This window comes from Streptomyces longisporoflavus (genome assembly GCF_014649775.1).
GTDB classification, from domain to species: domain Bacteria; phylum Actinomycetota; class Actinomycetes; order Streptomycetales; family Streptomycetaceae; genus Streptomyces; species Streptomyces longisporoflavus.
On sequence record NZ_BMTR01000018.1, the window covers coordinates 163,711 to 183,371 of the forward strand.

Annotated in this window: 14 protein-coding genes; 10 read left to right on the plus strand and 4 right to left on the minus strand. The window is 68.3% G+C overall.

The window, feature by feature from the left end; all coding sequences use genetic code 11:
• Positions 1-387 precede the first annotated feature (387 nt).
• Entirely contained in the window at positions 388-3,975 is a 3,588-nt protein-coding gene (locus IE226_RS31595; protein ID WP_229871651.1) for an SCO5717 family growth-regulating ATPase, read from the minus strand.
• Positions 3,976-4,537: 562 nt separating this feature from the next.
• On the opposite strand from IE226_RS31595, the gene IE226_RS31600 reads away from it, so the two are divergent.
• Positions 4,538-6,022, plus strand: a complete 1,485-nt coding sequence (locus IE226_RS31600) for an outer membrane protein assembly factor BamB family protein (RefSeq protein ID WP_190084834.1) — start codon at positions 4,538-4,540, stop codon at positions 6,020-6,022.
• Between the two features lie 53 nt (positions 6,023-6,075).
• Here the strand turns inward: IE226_RS31600 and IE226_RS31605 are convergent, their stop codons facing one another.
• Positions 6,076-6,387 (minus strand): DUF397 domain-containing protein, encoded by a 312-nt coding sequence (locus IE226_RS31605; RefSeq protein ID WP_190084835.1) that lies wholly within the window; start codon positions 6,385-6,387, stop codon positions 6,076-6,078.
• A gap of 227 nt (positions 6,388-6,614) precedes the next feature.
• Here IE226_RS31605 and IE226_RS31610 point away from each other — a divergent pair, with 227 nt between their 5' ends.
• From IE226_RS31610 to IE226_RS31635, 6 genes are all read left to right on the plus strand, one after another.
• Positions 6,615-8,228 (plus strand): outer membrane protein assembly factor BamB family protein, encoded by a 1,614-nt coding sequence (locus IE226_RS31610; protein ID WP_190084836.1) that lies wholly within the window; start codon positions 6,615-6,617, stop codon positions 8,226-8,228.
• Positions 8,229-8,415: 187 nt separating this feature from the next.
• Entirely contained in the window at positions 8,416-8,703 is a 288-nt protein-coding gene (gene rpsO / locus IE226_RS31615) for a 30S ribosomal protein S15 (protein WP_160507553.1), read from the plus strand.
• Between the two features lie 471 nt (positions 8,704-9,174).
• Positions 9,175-11,403 (plus strand): polyribonucleotide nucleotidyltransferase, encoded by a 2,229-nt coding sequence (locus IE226_RS31620; protein ID WP_190084837.1) that lies wholly within the window; start codon positions 9,175-9,177, stop codon positions 11,401-11,403.
• Positions 11,400-12,779, plus strand: coding sequence for a M16 family metallopeptidase (locus IE226_RS31625; RefSeq protein WP_190084838.1), 1,380 nt, complete (start codon positions 11,400-11,402; stop codon positions 12,777-12,779). Before IE226_RS31620 ends, IE226_RS31625 begins: the two co-directional genes overlap by 4 nt.
• A gap of 40 nt (positions 12,780-12,819) precedes the next feature.
• Entirely contained in the window at positions 12,820-13,572 is a 753-nt protein-coding gene (gene dapB, locus IE226_RS31630) for a 4-hydroxy-tetrahydrodipicolinate reductase (protein ID WP_190084839.1), read from the plus strand.
• Between the two features lie 19 nt (positions 13,573-13,591).
• The gene (locus tag IE226_RS31635) at positions 13,592-14,044 is read left to right on the plus strand and encodes a hypothetical protein (RefSeq protein WP_190084840.1); all 453 of its coding nucleotides are present in this window, start codon (positions 13,592-13,594) and stop codon (positions 14,042-14,044) included.
• Positions 14,045-14,510: 466 nt separating this feature from the next.
• On the opposite strand, the gene IE226_RS31640 is transcribed toward IE226_RS31635, so the two are convergent.
• A complete protein-coding gene (locus tag IE226_RS31640; protein ID WP_190084841.1) occupies positions 14,511-15,071 on the minus strand; it encodes an SCO5741 family PH domain-containing membrane protein in 561 nt (186 codons plus the stop codon).
• Between the two features lie 143 nt (positions 15,072-15,214).
• Positions 15,215-15,454: a hypothetical protein gene (locus tag IE226_RS31645; protein WP_190084842.1), complete on the minus strand. Its 240-nt coding sequence runs from the start codon at positions 15,452-15,454 to the stop codon at positions 15,215-15,217.
• Between the two features lie 190 nt (positions 15,455-15,644).
• Between IE226_RS31645 and thyX the strand changes: the two genes are divergently transcribed.
• From thyX to IE226_RS31660, 3 genes are all read left to right on the plus strand, one after another.
• Positions 15,645-16,385 (plus strand): FAD-dependent thymidylate synthase, encoded by a 741-nt coding sequence (thyX, locus tag IE226_RS31650; RefSeq protein WP_190084843.1) that lies wholly within the window; start codon positions 15,645-15,647, stop codon positions 16,383-16,385.
• Between the two features lie 190 nt (positions 16,386-16,575).
• Positions 16,576-17,475, plus strand: coding sequence for a 4-hydroxy-tetrahydrodipicolinate synthase (gene dapA / locus IE226_RS31655; RefSeq protein WP_190084844.1), 900 nt, complete (start codon positions 16,576-16,578; stop codon positions 17,473-17,475).
• 136 nt (positions 17,476-17,611) lie between these two features.
• Positions 17,612-19,297 carry a ribonuclease J gene (locus tag IE226_RS31660; RefSeq protein ID WP_190084845.1) on the plus strand — a complete coding sequence of 562 codons (1,686 nt, stop codon included), beginning with the start codon at positions 17,612-17,614 and terminating at the stop codon, positions 19,295-19,297.
• Positions 19,298-19,661: the final 364 nt, after the last annotated feature.

A 19,661-nucleotide genomic window follows, 5' to 3' on the forward strand; every position in this document is an offset into this window, starting at 1 on the left:
CGCTCGCGCAGAGATGGCTAGTTGATCAAGTAACGCCAGCTGGTTGATGTGTGTGTTTACCAGCGCCAGTCTGGGTCAGTCAACGGCAGGTGAACCCCATGTGGCCTGCGGAAATAACGAGTTGACCCGTATTTCATCCGCATTGGTCAAGACCTGTGACGCGTGGCTGGTCGGGGGGTGATGGTGGGGGGAGGGGCAGGTGGGAGCGGGGGCTCTCGTGGGGCCGGGATGACTGCGGGTAACCGGGTTGGTGGGGGCGTGGGTGCGTGGGTGCGTGGGAAAGCCTGTTCGTCGGTGGAGACCGCGGGGCGCCGGGGAACGGGACTGGGCCCGCACCAGGATCGGTGCGGGCCCAGTTGGTACAGGCGGAGGTGGAACAGTCGGAGGCTACTGCTGCGGCGCTTCCGGCGCCGGAGGCTGAGGCTGCGGCTGCGGCGGCTGATACGGCGCCCCGGGCTGGAATGGCTGGCCGGGCTGAACGGGCGGCGGCGCCTGCTCGCCCTGAGGCTGCCCCTGAGGGGCCTGGAAGGGCTGTCCGGGGGCGGGGGCGGGGGTGGCGGGAGCAGCGGGAGCGGCGGGGGCAGGACCCTGCGGAGGAGCCGCGTTCTGCCAACCCTGCGGGGCCCCCGGCTGCTGCGGATACGGCTGCGCACCCGGCTGAGGCTGCTGCTGCGGAGGTTGTTGCTGCGGCTGCTGCTGCTGGGGAACGTACGGCTGCTGCGGCGCCTGCCCGGGCACCGGTCCCTGTCCCTGTCCCTGTCCCTGTCCCGGATACGGTGCTTGCCCATGTGCCTGGCCGGGGTAAGGCTGCTGCCCGGGTGCAGGCGCCTGCTGGCCGGGATAGGCCTGCTGGCCGGGATAGGCCTGCTGACCGGGGTAGCCCCCCTGACCGGGATAGGCCCCCTGGCCGGGCAGAGGCGGAGCCACGACCGGAGGCGGGTTGCCGTCCGAAGTCCAGAGCCCTTGCTGCTGCTGGGCCCGTACAAAGTCCTCCGCGACCATCGCGGAGAGATTGAAGTACGCCTCCCGCACCTTCGGCCGCATCATGTCGAGGTCGACCTCGGCACCGGCGGCAAGGTGCTCGTCGAAGGGGATGACGACAACCCCACGGCACCGCGTCTCGAAGTGCGACACGATGTCGTCCACCTTGATCATCTTCCCGGTCTCACGCACCCCGGAGATGACGGTGATCGACCGCGAGACAAGATCGGCGTACCCATGGGCCGACAACCAGTCCAAGGTCGTGGACGCGCTGCTGGCGCCGTCCACGGACGGCGTAGAAATGATGATCAGCTGATCGGCGAGGTCGAGGACCCCCCGCATGGCGCTGTAGAGCAGCCCCGTACCGGAGTCGGTCAGGATGATCGGGTACTGCTTCCCCAGCACATCGATGGCGCGCCGGTAGTCCTCGTCGTTGAACGTGGTCGAGACGGCCGGGTCGACGTCGTTGGCGATGATCTCGAGCCCGGACGCGGCCTGCGAGGTGAAGCGCCGGATGTCCATGTACGAGTTGAGGTACGGGATCGCCTGGACGAGGTCACGAATGGTGGCCCCGGTCTCGCGCCGCACGCGGCGCCCGAGCGTACCGGCGTCGGGGTTGGCGTCGATGGCGAGGATCTTGTCCTGCCGCTCGGTGGCAAGCGTCGAGCCGAGCGCGGTAGTGGTGGTGGTCTTTCCCACCCCGCCCTTGAGGCTGATGACGGCAATCCGGTAGCACGACAGAACCGGAGTCCGGATCAGCTCCAACTTCCGCTGCCGCTCGGCCTCTTCCTTCTTCCCGCCGAGCTTGAAGCGCGACCCGCCGGAAGCGGGCCGGCTGCTCTTGGCCTTCGGCTTCGTGTTGCGCAGCAGGCGGTCGGAGGAGAGCTCGACTGCGGCGGTGTAACCGAGGGGCGCTCCGGGGTTGGTCCGCTCCCGCTGATCGTGCTGCACGGCCTGCGGCCAGGCGGCACCGGTACGGGGGTCGACGGGCGCCTGAGGCTGCTGGGCCTGCGGGGGCTGCTGCTGAGCCGGAAGCGGCTGATGAGGCTGTTGTTGCTGTTGCTGTTGCTGTTGCTGTTGCTGTTGCTGTACGGGAGCAGGGGGCTGGGCAGCGGCTTGCGGTGCCGGCTGCTGCGCAACGGCGGGCGGAAGCGGCTGCTGGGCCTGCGGCGCGGGCGGCTGGGGGAACCCATAACTTCCCTGAGGAGCAGTGGAGTTGGGGTTGCCCGGAGCGGGAGCGCCTTGCTGCGGGAACCCGTAACCGCCGCCCGGCGGAACGGGCGCGCCACCCTGCTGGGGAAACCCGTAACTGCCCTGCTGCGGCGGGGCAACGGGACCGGGAGCCGGAGCCGGCGCCACGGGAGCAGGAGTAGGAGCAGGAGCAGGAGCCGGTTCCGGGGCCGGAGCAGGCGCACCGGCCTGCGGGAATCCGTACGCACCGGGCGGTACCGGAGCATCGGCAGCGGGCGCAGGCGCGGCCGACGAGGGAGCCACCGGCCCAGTGGGCGATGGCCACGCCGGAGGCGTCATCTGAGGAGCCTGCGGCTGAACGGGCGCGGGGGCCGGGGCGGGTGCGGGCGCAGGGGCAGGCGCAGGAGCGGGCTCGGCCTGCTGCGGCACCGGCGGCTGAACGGGCGGTTGTACGGGCTCGGCGGCAGGCGTCGGCTCCGCGGCAGGCGGCGTGGAGGCCTGCACAGGGTCGGGCCACTGCGGCGCGGACGTAGGCGCGGCTGGCTGGAAGGCGGGCGGCAGCGGCGGAAGCCCACCGTGCGGCGCGGGCGGCGGAGTCCAGGACGGCGGAACGGAGTCCTGCACTTCGTCGACGGGCGCAGCAGGCACTGCATCCTGCGGCGCGTCTTCGGGGCCGGCGTCTTCAGGAGCAGCGTCGTGCGGAACGGCATCACGAATGTCGTCGTCCGCAGCATCGGCCGAGTCGGAGTCGTCGAGGTCCGAGTCGTGATCGCCGGCGCGGAAGCTCACATCCCCGGCAGAGTCGGCCGAAGCATCTTCACCCGAGCCCTGTTCGTCGAAAGACGCTTCGGCGTCGGCGTCAGCACCGGAATCGGAATCGGCATCGCCCTCGGGACGAGCCGCAAGCGGCTCATCACCAAGCCCAAACGCACCCGCGTCAGACGCCGCAACATGCCCTTCCTCACTGGACGCATCGGACGCATCGGACGCACCGGCCTCACCGGACGCACCGGCATCCGAGGCCCCCTCCGCCTCGTCCTCCCCGGCGTCGTCCCGCGAAGCCTCCGCGGCGGCCCGCTCCTCGATCTCCCGCTTCAGGGCGACGGCGGAGAACCGCATGGTGGCGCCGCTCTCCAGATCACCACTGCTGTCGGCAAGGGGCTCGACCGCAGCGCGATGCTCGGGCTCGGGTTCCGGATCGGGCGCGACTTCAGCCTTCTCCGGCGCAACCTCAGGCTTAGGAACAACACCGGTCACATGGACGGAGGAAGCAACACCGGCAACGGCACTACCCCAGTCAGCAGCACCCCCGGAAGGCGCCGAACCCTCGGAAGCCGCCGGAGCCGACGAGGAAGCAGACTCCGACGAGGAATCCGGCGAGGGAGCCGACTCCGACGAGGGAGCAACCGGCGATGCCCAACCCGTCTGAGGTTGGAACCCGCTCCCCACAGGAAGCTTCGGCACAGCGGTAGGCAGCCCGACCGGCGGAGCCGGCGGCTCAGGAGCAACGGGCGGCGCGGCAGGTTCAGCAGAATCCGCAGGCGGTGAGGCAGGCGCAGAGACCGGCGGCGAAGAAACCGGCGGAGTAAAGACCGGCGGCGAAGAGACCGGCGGCGACGCGGGCGCGGCAGGCGAAGCCGAAGGAGTCTCCCCCGCACTGCCGGACGCATTCTGCGTATACCAGGCAGGAGGGGCGTAGTCGATGGTGAACTCGCCCGTCGTCTCGGCAGCGGACTCCGCGTCGGACTGATCATCGACGGGTGTGTCCCAGCCCCCGCGGATCTCGTCCCGATCGCTGTTCACAATGCCTCCTGATGTGGTCGAGCACCCTCGTGCCGTGGTGGGAGGGCGACCGTTTCTGTCGTCCGATCCGCCATGGCTCTCCCCGTGGTGGACGCGCACGACCCACTCCCGGGTTCTGACGTCGCGTCCAGTACCAGCCTAATCACCAAAAGCACCAGCACGGCAGGGCAGCCCACCCCACGAATACTGTCCTTTCCATCACGCTCCCCACAGGAGTGATCCCCGCATCCCAAACCGTGACGGACAAATAGCTCAACAGGCGACAAGTGATCCACGCCCCCGGCTCGTACGCGCGCTCCCGGGATGGAAAGCAGCGGACGGAAAGCCTGGCGAGCAGAGCGGGCCAGAGCGGGCCCGAGCGGACCAGAGCAAAGCAGAACACCCGCCACATAGACGCGTGTTGACGGCGGTCGCGCCCTCGCGGTGGATCAACGGTCCGCAAGCCGACGTACGATCATCTGCTTCGCGCCCCTCTCCGGCGTCCGCACCGCGCCGTACCCCTGCACCCCCCCGCAACCCCCTGCGGCCCCCACAAACACAGACAAGACAAGGACCTCACGACGTGAGCTTCGGCCCGCCGCCCTCCTCCTTCACCCAGTCCGCGCTGGCGGCGGACGGAGCCCGCAAGAAGCGTCGGAAGCGGCTGGTCGGCTTCGTGGCGGCCGTTGTCGTCGTGGCGCTGTGCGCCGGCGGCGGTTACCTCTGGCTCGGGTCAGGTGGTGCGACACCCGATGACGGCAAGCCGGAAGCCGCACCCCAGAGCCGGCTCGACGTCAGGGAGACGGTCGAAAGGGCGCCCGCGACCACCAGGGGCCAAATGGCCTTCCGGTTCTCCGTCGACGACATGAGTCCCGGCGAAGAGTACGAGACGCCGGGCACGTGGGCGACGGACAAGATCCTCGCCAAAGGCATCAACAGAACGCTCGTCGGATTCAAGATCGGCAAGGATGCCTCCACGGGAGACGAGACCTGGCGTACGCCCCTCGCCGGACCCATCTGCGGGCTCACTCGTCACGTGACCGTGGAAGCCCGCATCGCGGTACTCCACAGATCCAAGAATGACCCCGAGGCACCCTGCGAGCAGGTGGCCTTCGTCGACATCGACACGGGCGAGAAGGTCTGGGACAAGAAGTTCCCGACGTCGAAGACCATTTTCGGGCAGGACCCGACGAGCGTGTCGATGACGCGTGGCACCGTCGCCGTGACCTGGGGCAACGGCTCGGCGGCGTACGACATGGACACAGGGGACCGCCTGTGGAAGAAGACCCGGGTCTCGGGCTGCGAGCACCATGGTCTGGCGGGCGGGCGAGGTCTGCTCATGGTGCTGAACTGCGTCCACCGCAAGAGCGTGACGTACCAGGTGCAGCAGCTGAATCCGCGTACCGGCTACGCGAAGTGGACGTACCACGTCGCCGATGGCGTGAAGGGAGTCAATCTGCTGTCCGCCGAGCCCGCGGTCATCGGCCTCTCCGCAGGCGACAACGACGTGACGCACCTGGTCTCGCTCGACGACCGCGGAAAGCGACGCGCGACCATCCGGCTCGAAGGCGGCCGCTATGTCGTCAACTGCTCGACCGCGACCGGCTTCAACGCGGTCGACGACTGCCCCTCGACGGTGGTCGGCAACGACCAGGTCTTCGTCACGAGCCGCGAGGATCCGCACGGCGACATGATCGACAACGCGAACCGCATCGTGTCGTTCGACCTAGCGACGGGAAAGACCGTCAAGAAGTTCGAATCGGGGAGCGGCCAGCTGCTCTACCCCCTCAGGATGAGCGGTGACCAGCTCCTCGCGTACCGGGAAAGCAGCGACCACATCACGCCCATGGGGGTGGTGAGCCTGAATCCGCGGACCGGCAAGGAGACCCCGTACTTCTTCTTCGGGCTGCCCGTGGAGGGGTGGACACTCGCCGGTCTCGAACTGAGCGACGTGGTGGTCCAGAACGGGCGGCTCTTCTTCGGCAGCAGGCGTGCGACCGGGCCCAGTGCCGAGAAGAAGAAGGAGTGGTCGTGGCTGGTCATCGGCATCGAGGGCGCGAAGCGGTAGAGGCGGTGGCAGCTCCGCTCGCGCTCTAGCGCGAACGCACCCCCGGGGCTCGGTCAGCCCCCGTCCCGGCCGCCGCCCTCGCCCTCGCCCGCCCCCGGCGCAGGCTCCAGGTCGAACTCCCCGTCCCTGGCGCCGAGCACGAAGGCCCGCCACTCCGCCTCCGTGTACCGCAGCACCGTCTCGGGCTCGATCGACGAGCGCATGGCCACGGCGCCGTCCGGCAGGTACGCGATCTCGACCCGCTCCTCGTGCGCTTCGGTGCCGGGGGCGCTGTGCCACTCCACGCCGGAGATATTGAGAGCGTAAAGCTCGTTCTTCTCGCGTTCCTTGCGAGCCTTGACGTCCTCGTCCAGTGCCTCGGCCATGGTGCAGCGGCCCCTTCCACATGAGCGAACCAACCGTTTGACCAGACTACTTGGCGGCCGGGTCGTACGCAGCGCAATGACGCTGTCACCAGGAGTTCCGGCTGCTCGCGCATCCTGAACCACGATGTGTCGTACCGGTGATGTTCAATGAGGCGCGCTCAGCGATCAGTTGACCCCTGTTGACCCCTGTTGAGCCTGTGCGGCCCTGTGCAAGAAAGGCACCCAGCATGAGCTATGGCCCGTCCCCATCGCCCTTCACCCAGTCCGCGCTCTCCGCGGACAGGGCGAACAAGAAGCGTCGTATGAGGGTGCTGGCCGTCGTGTTGGCGGTCGTCCTCTGCCTGGTCGGCGGTGTCTTCTGGGCGGTCGCCGACGACGATCCGGAGCAGCCGGACAAGCCCACGGCCGCCCGGCAGGCACCGGACGACATCCGGGACACCGTCGAGAAGACGCCCCGTACTCCCGAGAGCCGCCTTGCCGTCGAGTACAACGAGAAGGAGTTCAAGAAGAGGTTCAAGTCGACCGTCTACGCGCCCGGCGCGTGGGCGACGGACAAGAACTTCGTCAGGGGAGTCGGCAACACGCTCAAGGGCTTCAAGTTCGGCACGTTCGAGGAGGACTGGTCCACCGAGTTGTCCGGCCCGATATGCGACACCACGCGTCACGTCACCGTCGACGGACGTACGGCTGTCCTCCTTCAGGAGCGCCCGGGCAAGGACACCGAGGGCGACGCCGACAAGGGCAAGAGCAAGGACAAAGACAAGGACAAGAAGTCCAAGTCGAAGAAGGACAAGAAAGACAAGAAGGACAAGGGTAAGAAGTCCAAGAGGGACAAGAAGTCCAAGGAGGACAAGAAGCCCAAGGACAAAGACGCCGAGGCCGTCGACGAGTCCTCCTGCAGCCAGCTCGCCTTCATCGACCTCAACACCGGCAAGAAGCTGTGGCAGGTCAAGCTGCCCGACGCCAAGAAGGCCTACGCGCCGAACACCAACGTGACCATGACGCGCGGCACGGTCGCGGTGGCGTGGAGCTACGGATCGGTCGCGTACGACATGAAGCGCGGGCAGCAGCTGTGGTCGAGTCCGGGCGCCGGTAAGTGCGAGGACCTCGGCTTCGCGGGCGGACGCGACCTGCTCGCCCTGGTCCGGTGCGGGGACGAAGCGGATCCCCAGTTCAAGGTCCAGAAGGTGAAGCCCCGGACCGGCAAGTCGGAGTGGACGTACAAGGTGGCTCGCGGGGTGCAGCGCGTCTACCTGGTCTCGTCCGAGCCCGCTGTGCTCGCCGTCGCGGCCGGTGACATCGCCGTGACGGATCTGATCACCCTCGATGACAAGGGCGATTACCAGACCACCATCGACATGCCCGAAGACCGTTTCGTCGACAACTGCTACAAGCCGCTCTTCGGCGCCGTGGAGACGTGTGACTCGATCGTGGTCGGACGCGATCAACTGTTCCTCGCGACGGCCGGGGCCGGCCTTGAGGACGACGACTGGATCGTCTCGTACGACCTCCGCACGGGAAAGACCGTCAAGAAGTTCGACTCGAAGCCCGGCCGCCCGATGTACCCCGTGCGCATGAGCGGCGACAAGCTGCTCGCGTTCCGGCCGAGCGACGACGGCATCTCACCTGCCGCCGTGGTGAGCCTTGATCCGCGTACCGGCAAGGAGACCCCGTACCTGCTCTTCGGCATGCCGGACCGCGGCATCATGGAAGACCCGCAGAAGACCGAGCTCATCGTGGAGCACGGCCGGGTGTTCTTCGCCCCGAGGGAGCTGACCGAGGAGAGCGGCGGCCCCTGGAAGGGGATGGCCTTCGGCGCCCTGGGAATCGAAGGCGCCTGAGGCGGAGGGGTCGGCCTGCGCCGACTGGTACCCTGTGTAGCGGCCGTATGTGTACGCGTCCCCGGACCCCCTCTGACGAGGACCTGGAGACAGCGCCCAGCGGACCTCGCCTCCCGAGTAACGGAAGCTCCCCTGAGACTTAGACCAGGGGCACTCGGTGGCCACGTAAAGACTACGAGGAGTAAGCGTGTCGCTCGACGCCGCTACGAAGAAGCAGATCATGACCGAGTTCGGCCAGAAGGAGGGCGACACCGGCTCCCCCGAGGTCCAGGTCGCCATGCTCTCGCGCCGTATCTCGGACCTGACCGAGCACCTCAAGACGCACAAGCACGACCACCACTCCCGTCGTGGTCTGCTGATCCTGGTCGGCCAGCGTCGCCGTCTGCTGCAGTACCTGGCCAAGAAGGACATCAAGCGCTTCCGTGCGCTGGTGGACCGGCTGGGCATCCGTCGCGGTGCGGCGGGCGCCAAGTAAGTCATCGTGAAGGGGGCGGTTCCCACGCAAGAGGGGACCGCTCCCTTTGCTGTATGCGCAATCCGCACCGCGGTGCGCATGCTCTACGTGCGAAGTGTCACCGGCGCTTTGTAGGCTGGTCGCACAACGACATACACAACGACATACACAGCGCGCCGCACACAAGGTGATACGCGCGCTCATACCGGGCCGGGCAGAATCGGACTGCACGGCTCACAGACGTAACGGCGTCGCACATGGCGACGAGACGACGTCGCACCGAACGAGGAGAAGCGCACCTCAGGGAAAGCCGCCGCCGGTCCTCGGTAGTGGCCCCCGGGGTACAGCGAAAGCCCGAGCATCGAGCGATCGCGTACGACCCGGGAGCTTCGATCGAAGACCGGCCCGCACCAGTAGGAGCGCTTCTCCACCACAGTCCCCGTGCCACACGGGCCAGGGGACGAAAGACGACAAGTAACGGAGAAAACGCTAGTGGAGAACGAGACCCACTACGCCGAGGCTGTTATCGACAACGGCACTTTCGGCACCCGCACCATCCGCTTCGAGACGGGCCGCCTGGCCAAGCAGGCCGCAGGCTCCGCCGTCGCGTACCTGGACGACGACACCATGGTGCTGTCGGCCACCACCGCTTCCAAGCGGCCCAAGGACCAGCTCGACTTCTTCCCCCTCACGGTGGACGTCGAGGAGCGGCAGTACGCCGCCGGCAAGATCCCCGGTTCGTTCTTCCGGCGTGAGGGCCGTCCCTCCGAGGACGCGATCCTGACCTGCCGCCTGATCGACCGCCCGCTGCGTCCTTCCTTCAAGAAGGGCCTGCGCAACGAGATCCAGATCGTCGAGACGATCATGGCGCTCAACCCCGACCACCTGTACGACGTGGTCGCGATCAACGCCGCCTCCTGCTCCACGCAGCTGGCCGGCCTGCCCTTCTCGGGCCCGATCGGCGGCACGCGCGTGGCGCTCATCAAGGGCCAGTGGGTCGCCTTCCCGACGCACACCGAGCTCGAGGACGCCGTCTTCGACATGGTGGTCGCCGGTCGCGTCCTCGAGGACGGCGACGTCGCGATCATGATGGTCGAGGCCGAGGCCACCGAGAAGACCGTCCAGCTGGTGAAGGACGGCGCCGAGGCCCCGACCGAAGAGGTCGTCGCCGCCGGTCTGGAAGCCGCGAAGCCCTTCATCAAGGCCCTCTGCAAGGCCCAGTCGGACCTCGCCGCCAAGGCCGCCAAGCCCACCGGCGAGTTCCCGGTCTTCCTGGACTACGAGGACGACGTCCTCGAGGCCCTGACCGCCGCGGTCAAGACCGAGCTCGCCCAGGCGCTCACCATCGCCGGCAAGCAGGACCGCGAGGCCGAGCTGGACCGCGTCAAGGAGATCGCCTCCGAGAAGCTGCTCCCGCAGTTCGAGGGCCGCGAGAAGGAGATCTCCGGTGCCTACCGCGCGCTGACCAAGAAGCTCGTCCGCGAGCGCGTCATCAAGGACAAGGTCCGCATCGACGGCCGCGGCGTCACGGACATCCGTACGCTCGCCGCCGAGGTCGAGGCCATCCCGCGCGTGCACGGCTCGGCGCTGTTCGAGCGTGGCGAGACCCAGATCCTGGGCGTCACCACCCTCAACATGCTCCGCATGGAGCAGCAGCTCGACACCCTCTCCCCGGTGACGCGCAAGCGCTACATGCACAACTACAACTTCCCGCCGTACTCGGTCGGCGAGACCGGCCGCGTCGGTTCGCCCAAGCGCCGCGAGATCGGCCACGGCGCGCTCGCCGAGCGCGCGATCGTGCCGGTGCTCCCCACGCGCGAGGAGTTCCCGTACGCGATCCGTCAGGTCTCCGAGGCCCTCGGTTCGAACGGCTCGACGTCCATGGGCTCGGTCTGCGCCTCGACGATGTCGCTGCTGAACGCCGGTGTGCCGCTGAAGGCCGCCGTCGCCGGTATCGCCATGGGTCTGATCTCCCAGGAGATCGACGGCCAGACGCACTACGTCGCCCTCACCGACATCCTCGGTGCGGAGGACGCGTTCGGTGACATGGACTTCAAGGTCGCCGGTACGAAGCAGTTCGTGACCGCGCTCCAGCTCGACACCAAGCTCGACGGCATCCCCGCCTCGGTCCTGGCCGCCGCGCTGAAGCAGGCCCGCGACGCGCGTCTGCACATCCTCGACGTGATGAACGAGGCGATCGACGTTCCGGACGAGATGTCCCCGAACGCGCCGCGCATCATCACCGTCAAGATCCCGGTGGACAAGATCGGTGAGGTCATCGGCCCGAAGGGCAAGATGATCAACCAGATCCAGGAGGACACCGGCGCCGACATCACGATCGAGGACGACGGCACCATCTACATCGGTGCCGCCGACGGCCCGGCCGCCGAGGCCGCCCGCGCCACGATCAACGGCATCGCCAACCCGACCATGCCGGAGGTCGGCGAGCGCTACCTGGGCACCGTCGTGAAGACGACGACCTTCGGTGCGTTCGTCTCCCTGCTCCCGGGCAAGGACGGTCTGCTGCACATCTCGCAGATCCGCAAGCTCGCCGGCGGCAAGCGCGTGGAGAACGTCGAGGACGTCCTCGGTGTGGGCCAGAAGGTCCAGGTCGAGATCGCCGAGATCGACTCCCGCGGCAAGCTCTCCCTCATCCCCGTGGTCGAGGGCGAAGAGGCCGACGAGAACGCCGCCGACCAGAAGGACGACACCGACAAGTGACGTCGCGTAGCACCACGACGACGGCCCGCCCCTCTTCGGAGGGGCGGGCCGTCGCCCGTACCCAAACCCTCCTCAAGGGCAAGGACGGCATCGGCACGGTCCGCCGTACGACGCTGCCGGGCGGCCTCCGCGTCGTCACCGAAACCCTGCCCTCCGTACGTTCCGCGACCTTCGGGATCTGGGCGAACGTCGGTTCCCGTGACGAGACGCCGTCCCTGAACGGCGCCACGCACTACTTGGAGCACCTGCTCTTCAAGGGCACCAAGAAGCGCAGCGCCCTCGACATCTCGGCCGCGCTCGACGCGGTCGGCGGCGAGATGAACGCGTTCACGGCCAAGGAGTACACGTGCTACTACGCGCGCGTGCTCGACACCGACCTGCCGCTCGCCATCGACGTCGTCTGCGACATGCTGACGGGCTCCCTGATCCTCCAGGAGGACGTCGACGCCGAGCGCGGCGTCATCCTCGAAGAGATCGCGATGACCGAGGACGACCCGGGCGACTGCGTGCACGACCTGTTCGCGCACACGATGCTCGGCGACACCCCCCTCGGCCGCCCCGTCCTGGGCACCGAGGAGACGGTCAACGCCCTCACCGCGGACCGGATCCGCCGCTTCTACAAGAAGCACTACGACCCGACCCACCTGGTGGTCGCCGCCGCGGGCAACGTCGACCACAACAAGGTCGTACGCCAGGTCCGCGCCGCCTTCGAGAAGGCGGGCGCCCTCCATCGCACCGACGCGACGCCGGTCGTCCCGCGCCAGGGCTCCCGCGCCCTGCGCACGGCGGGCCGCGTCGAGGTCATCAACCGCAAGACCGAGCAGGCCCACGTCATCCTCGGCATGCCGGGCCTCGCCCGCACCGACGAGCGCCGCTGGGCCATGGGCGTCCTGAACACCGCGCTCGGCGGCGGCATGTCCTCCCGCCTCTTCCAGGAAGTCCGGGAGAAGCGCGGCCTGGCCTACAGCGTGTACTCGTACACGTCGGGCTTCGCCGACACCGGCCTCTTCGGCGTGTACGCGGGCTGCCGCCCGAGCCAGGTGCACGACGTGCTGAAGATCTGCCGCGACGAACTCGACCAGGTCGCGGAGAACGGCCTGAGCGACGACGAGATCAGCCGCGCGATCGGCCAGCTCGCGGGCTCCACCGTCCTCGGTCTGGAGGACACCGGCGCGCTGATGAACCGTATCGGCAAGAGCGAGCTGTGCTGGGGCGAGCAGATGTCCGTCGACGACATGCTGGCCAAGATCGCGGCGGTCACCCCGGACGACGTCCGCGAGGTCGCCCGCGATGTGCTCGGCCACCGTCCTTCGCTGTCGGCCATCGGTCCGCTCAAGGACAAGCAGGCCGCCCGCCTGCACGAAGCGGTCTCCTAAGCCCTTAGCGGTCTTCTAACTCCCTTAAGGAATCAGGCACATGAGCAAGCTGCGCGTGGCGGTCATCGGAGCCAAGGGCCGGATCGGCTCCGAGGCCGTCCGGGCCGTCGAAGCCGCCGACGACCTGGAACTGGTCGCCGCCCTCGGCCGGGGCGACTCGCTGGACACGCTGGTGGAGACCGGCGCCCGGGTCGTGGTCGAACTGACCAACCCCGACTCGGTGATGGGCAACCTGGACTTCTGCGTACGGCACGGGATCCACGCCGTGGTCGGTACGACGGGCTGGACGGACGACCGCGTCGCGCAGCTGGAGACCGCGCTGGCCGCATCCCCGGAGACGGGCGTTCTGATCGCCCCGAACTTCTCCATCGGCGCGGTCCTCACCATGAAGTTCGCGCAGATCGCGGCGCCGTACTTCGAGTCCGTCGAGGTCGTCGAGCTGCACCACCCGAACAAGGCCGACGCCCCCAGCGGTACCGCCACGCGCACCGCCCAGCTCATCGCCGAGGCGCGCAGGGAGGCGGGCAGCGCCCCGCAGCCGGACGCCACGGCGACCGCGCTCGACGGCGCCCGCGGCGCGGACGTCGACGGCGTGCCGGTGCACTCCGTGCGCCTGCGCGGCCTCCTGGCCCACCAGGAGGTGCTGCTCGGCGGCGAGGGCGAGACCCTCACCGTCCGGCACGACTCGCTGCACCACAGCAGCTTCATGCCGGGCATTCTGCTCGGCGTACGCCGTGTGGTGAGCACGCCGGGCCTGACGTTCGGCCTGGAACACTTCCTGGATCTGAACTGACGCGGGCCGGCTGACCCTCATGCGAGCAAAGATCACTTACGCCGTCACGGCTGCCGTCCTGGTCGTCTACTTCGTCCTGGTCGGCAGCCGCGGCGTGCTCCTGCTCCAGCACGGCACCGCGCTCACCGTCACCTTCGGTGTCGCGGTACTGATCCTGCCGTTCATCGGCGTCTGGTTCCTCTGGAAGAACACCCAGTTCGTCCGGCGTGCCAACCGGCTCGCCGCCGAGCTCGAGGCCGAAGGCGGCCTGCCGGTGGACGAGTTGAAGCGCACGCCCGGCGGCCGCATCGACCGCGACTCGGCCGACGAGGTGTTCGCCAGGCGCAAGGCCGAGACCGAGGACGCGCCGGACGACTGGCGCTGCTGGTTCCGCTTGGCCGTCGCCTATCACGACGCCAGGGACACTCCGCGCGCGCGAAAGGCGATGCAGCGCGCGATCGCGCTGCACTCGGGCAGACCGGCGAACATCTAACTCACCCAGCGCAAGCCGGGCTCAGACCGGGCACGCTGGGCTCGGACCACGCCCGCCGGGTTCAGACTGCACACGCCGGGCTCGGACCGCGCACGCCGGGCTCGGGCTCTGCACACCGGGCCCCTGGGACCTGCAGGTCCGGTCTTCCGGCCTGTACGCCGGGTTCAGGCTCCGCGCGTCCGGCTCAGGCTCGTACGCCGGGTCTCAAGCCCTGCACGTCCGGCCCAAGCTCTGCACATGCGGCTCAAGCCTGCCCGCCCGGCTCAGGCCCGTACGCCGAGTGTGAGGCCCCTGCACGTCCGCCCTTCCGGCCTGTACGCCGGCTGCAGCACTGCACGTCTGGCTCAAGCCTGCCCGCCCGGCTCAGGCCTGTACGCCGGGTGTCAGGCCCTGCACGTCCGGCTCAGGCCTGCACTGCACGTCCGGCCCAAGCTCTGCACATGCGGCTCAAGCCTGCACGTCCGGCTCAGGCAGTGCGCCGGTACTCGTCGGCCCATACCTCGATGGAGTCGGCCGCCCGGTTGAAGGCCTCGTGCCGGGCCATGAAGTCGGCGTTGCGGTCGGTGAGCAGCGGCTGCTGCCCGCCGGCCTGCTCGTCCCGCCGTACGAGGATGAGTGCCTGGCCCTGCACGGTGCGGGGCAGACCCATCCACCGCACGGGCTGCTGCGTCGTGCGCACGGTCGCGACCTGCGCCCACGGCACGGTCTGCGTCGTCAGGAACGCCACCCGGCGCAGCCCGTGCGCGCTCACCCAGGTACCCATCCGCAGCAGCCGCAGCGCGCCCGCGATGATCGCCACCGCGAGCCCCGCACAGACCGCCGCACCCGCCACTGAGTCCGCGAACGCGATGATCACGGCGGCGACGAGCACGAACGAGGCGAGCAGCAGGAGCAGCGCCGCCGCCCCCACCCGCCACGGCCCCGGCCGGTAGGGCCGGCGCCAGTGGTCGCGGTCGTCGAACGGCAGCGCGGCGTCGTCGGCCGTCTCGTCAAAGGCGCGGTCCGCCGTCAGGAAGGGCAGGGGCACGACTGAATCCTCACTCGATCCACGCACGGGCTGTGCCCGGTGAGGCTACCGAGCCCTGCTCACGCCGACCACCCTTGGGGGTCCAAGGGGGTACCTCCACGCCATTCGGGCGGTGGCGGAGTACGCATGGACCGCGACGGTCGTCATCGACCGTCCGAGGCCTCGGACTGCTGGGTGTGCCCGGGGGCCTGATCAGGGGAGAGGGCAGGCATGCCGACCAGCAGGGAACCTGCGAGTCCGGCGGCCACGACCAGGCCGATCAGGGTGCGGCCCACGATCTGAGAGGCCGAGGGGCGCTCTCGGGGCGGGGGAGTGACGTTGCTGCGAAACTTGTCGGCTTCGGCGATGAAGGCGAACGGTACGGGCTCGCGCCGACGGAACATGGGGTGCGTTTCTCCTCAGGCGACTCGAACTTAACTCTGTTGTCCAGTCAGACGCTCGAAAGACCCAATTGGTGCCCGGTTTCGCCAAATTCGCCGAAGATTGTCGTGACGGGCCACCGAACGGCCGATTGTCAGTGCCGGGCCATAGAGTGGGCGCCGCCCGAGTGATGCACATGGAAGGACCCCGCCAGTGAGCGAGACCCCCACCGAAGACCTCAAGCCCAGCTTCCGCAGCGAGGTCACCGTCGAGTTGGTGAAGCATGCCGCGACCGACTCCGACGTCCTGTGGGCCGCCCGTGTCTCCACTGCCGGCGAGCAGTCCCTGGAGGAGCTCCAGAAGGACCCCGAGCGCTCCAAGGGCTTGATCAATTATCTGATGCGGGACCGCCACGGCAGCCCCTTCGAGCACAACTCCATGACGTTCTTCATCAGCGCCCCCATCTTCGTCTTCCGCGAGTTCATGCGGCACCGCGTCGGCTGGTCGTACAACGAGGAATCGGGCCGCTACAGGGAGCTCCAGCCCACGTTCTACGTCCCCGACGAGTCCCGCAAGCTGGTCCAGGAAGGCCGCCCCGGGAAGTACGTCTTCGTGGAGGGCACCCAGGCCCAGCAGGAACTCACGGGCCGCGTCATGGAGGACTCCTACCGCCAGGCGTACGAGGCGTATCAGGAGATGCTCGCCGCCGGCGTCGCGCGTGAAGTCGCCCGCGCGGTCCTGCCGGTCGGCCTCTTCTCGTCGATGTACGCGACGTGCAACGCCCGTTCGCTGATGCACTTCCTCGGCCTGCGCACGCAGCACGAGCTCGCCAAGGTCCCGTCCTTCCCGCAGCGGGAGATCGAGATGGTCGGCGAGAAGATGGAGGAGCACTGGGCCAAGCTCATGCCCCTCACGCACGCGGCCTTCAACGCCAACGGGCGCGTGGCTCCGTAAGGCACTGATGTACGGGTGGGCTGAGCGAGGTGTCCGTATTGCGGCATTTCGAGAAGTTCATCTAGCCTGATCAAACGGACCCGGCACTGCTTGAACCCCCGAGCAGGCAGTGCCGGGCTCCGCACTTGTCAGGTCCGCACACATCCCCCGAGGGGGGACCACGCGCTGAGCAGCGAGTAGCGTGTTACCCATGGCTCCGACCTCCACTCCGCAGACCCCCTTCGGCAGGGTCCTCACCGCTATGGTCACGCCCTTTACGGCGGACGGCGCACTCGACCTCGACGGCGCGCAGCGGCTCGCCGCCCATCTGGTGGACGCAGGCAACGACGGCCTCGTCATCAACGGCACCACGGGCGAGTCCCCGACCACCAGCAATGCGGAGAAAGCCGAGCTCGTACGAGCCGTAGTAGAAGCAGTCGGAGACCGAGCCCACGTCGTCGCCGGCGTCGGCACGAACGACACCCGCCACAGCATCGAGCTCGCCCGCGACGCCGAGCGTGTCGGCGCCACCGGCCTCCTGACGGTCACGCCGTACTACAACAAGCCCCCGCAGGAGGGCCTCCTCCGGCACTTCACCGCGATCGCCGACAGCACCGAGCTGCCCGTCATGCTCTACGACATCCCCGGCCGCAGCGGCGTACCGATCAACACCGAGACGATCGTCCGTCTCGCCCACCACCCCCGGATCGTCGCCAACAAGGACGCCAAGGGCGACCTCGGCCGCGCCAGCTGGGCCATCGCCCGCTCCGGCCTCGCCTGGTACTCCGGCGACGACATGCTGAACCTCCCGCTGCTCTCCGTCGGCGCCTGCGGCTTCGTCTCCGTCGTCAGCCACGTGGTCACCCCGGAGCTGCGCGCGATGATCGACGCGTACTCCACGGGTGACGTACAGAAGGCCACCGAGATCCACCAGAAGCTGCTCCCGGTCTTCACCGGCATGTTCCGTACGCAGGGTGTGATCACCACGAAGGCGGCGCTCACCCTCCAGGGCCGCCCCGCGGGACCGCTGCGGCTGCCCCTGGTCGAACTGTCGCCCGACGAGACCGCGCAACTCAAGATCGATCTCGCCGCCGGCGGGGTACAGCTCTAACCACAGACTTCACAACTGAATACGCGAAACACCGCGGGACACCGTCCCGCACCCACCCCAAACAACTGCTACTGCACGAACGTCATGCGCGCCACGTGCCCCGGAGGTACGTGGCGCGTGTGGTGAGGAGAGTCTTTTGAGTCATCCGCATCCTGAACTCGGCGCCCCGCCGAAGCTCCCGAAGGGCGGCCTGCGGGTCACCCCGCTCGGCGGCCTCGGCGAAATCGGCCGCAACATGACCGTCTTCGAGTACGGCGGCCGCCTGCTGATCGTCGACTGCGGAGTGCTCTTCCCCGAGGAGGAGCAGCCCGGAATCGACCTGATCCTGCCGGACTTCACGTCCATCAGGGACCGCCTCGACGACATCGACGGCATCGTGCTCACGCACGGCCACGAGGACCACATCGGCGGTGTCCCCTATCTCCTCCGCGAGAAGCCGGACATCCCGCTGATCGGCTCCAAGCTGACCCTCGCGCTCATCGAGGCGAAGCTCCAGGAGCACCGGATCCGTCCGTACACGCTGGAGGTCGTCGAGGGCGACCGCGAGCGCCTCGGCCCGTTCGACTGCGAGTTCGTCGCGGTCAACCACTCCATCCCGGACGCCCTGGCCGTCGCCGTCCGCACGCCCGCGGGCATGGTGGTCGCCACCGGCGACTTCAAGATGGACCAGCTGCCGATGGACGGCCGCCTCACGGACCTGCACGCGTTCGCACGGCTGAGCGAGGAAGGCATCGACCTCCTCCTCTCCGACTCGACGAACGCCGAGGTCCCGGGCTTCGTGCCGCCGGAGCGCGACATCTCGAACGTGATCCGGGGCGTCTTCGCCGGCGCCCAGAAGCGGATCATCGTGGCGAGCTTCGCCAGCCACGTGCACCGCATCCAGCAGATCCTGGACGCAGCCCACGAGTACGGCCGCAGGGTCGCCTTCGTCGGCCGCTCCATGGTCCGCAACATGGGCATCGCCCGCGACCTCGGCTACCTCAAGGTCCCGCCGGGCCTGGTGGTCGACGTCAAGACGCTCGACGACCTGCCGGACCACGAGGTCGTGCTCGTCTGCACGGGCTCGCAGGGTGAACCGATGGCCGCCCTTTCCCGGATGGCCAACCGCGACCACCAGATCCGCATCGTCCAGGGCGACACGGTGATCCTGGCTTCGTCGCTCATCCCCGGCAACGAGAACGCGGTCTACCGCGTGATCAACGGCCTGACCCGCTGGGGAGCGAACGTCGTCCACAAGGGCAACGCGAAGGTGCACGTCTCCGGCCACGCGTCGGCCGGCGAGCTCCTGTACTTCTACAACATCTGCAAGCCCAAGAACCTGATGCCGGTCCACGGCGAATGGCGCCATCTGCGCGCCAACGCCGAGCTCGGCGCCCTCACCGGCGTCCCGCACGACCGCATCGTGATCGCCGAGGACGGCGTCGTCGTCGACCTCGTCGAGGGCAAGGCCAAGATCGTCGGCAAGGTCCAGGCGGGATACGTCTACGTGGACGGCCTCTCCGTAGGTGACGTCGGCGAGCCCGCGCTGAAGGACCGCAGGATCCTCGGGGACGAGGGCATCATCTCGGTCTTCGTGGTGGTGGACTCCAGTACCGGCAAGATCACCGGGGGCCCGCACATCCAGGCCCGCGGCTCCGGCATCGACGACTCGGCCTTCTCCGCCGTGATGCCGAGGGTCCAGGAGGTCCTCGAGAAGTCGGCCCAGGACGGCGTCGTCGAGCCCCACCAGCTGCAGCAACTCATCCGCCGCACGCTGGGCAAGTGGGTCTCGGACAACTACCGCCGACGCCCGATGATCCTTCCCGTCGTCGTCGAGGTCTGACCCCGGCACTGCGTGAACTAGGAGCGGGGCGCCTCGATTTGCATCGGGGCGCCCCGCTCCAGTACGTTTACGTCTCCGCCTGAGAGGGAAGCACCCGGCGCTCACGTGTCTGGAGCAACCCGAAGAGGGCGGGGGTATTCCGACTTAGAATCTCTGATAAAGTCGGACCCGCCGGAAAGGGAAACGCGAAAGCCGAAAGGCCGGAGCGGGAACCGGAAAGGCACCGAGGAAATCGGACACGAAAGAGTCTGATAGAGTCGGAAACGCAAGACAGCAAGAACAGCAAGACAAAATGAAACACCGAAGGGAAGCGCCCGGAGGAAAGCCCGAGAGGGTGAGTACAAAGGAAGCGTCCGTTCCTTGA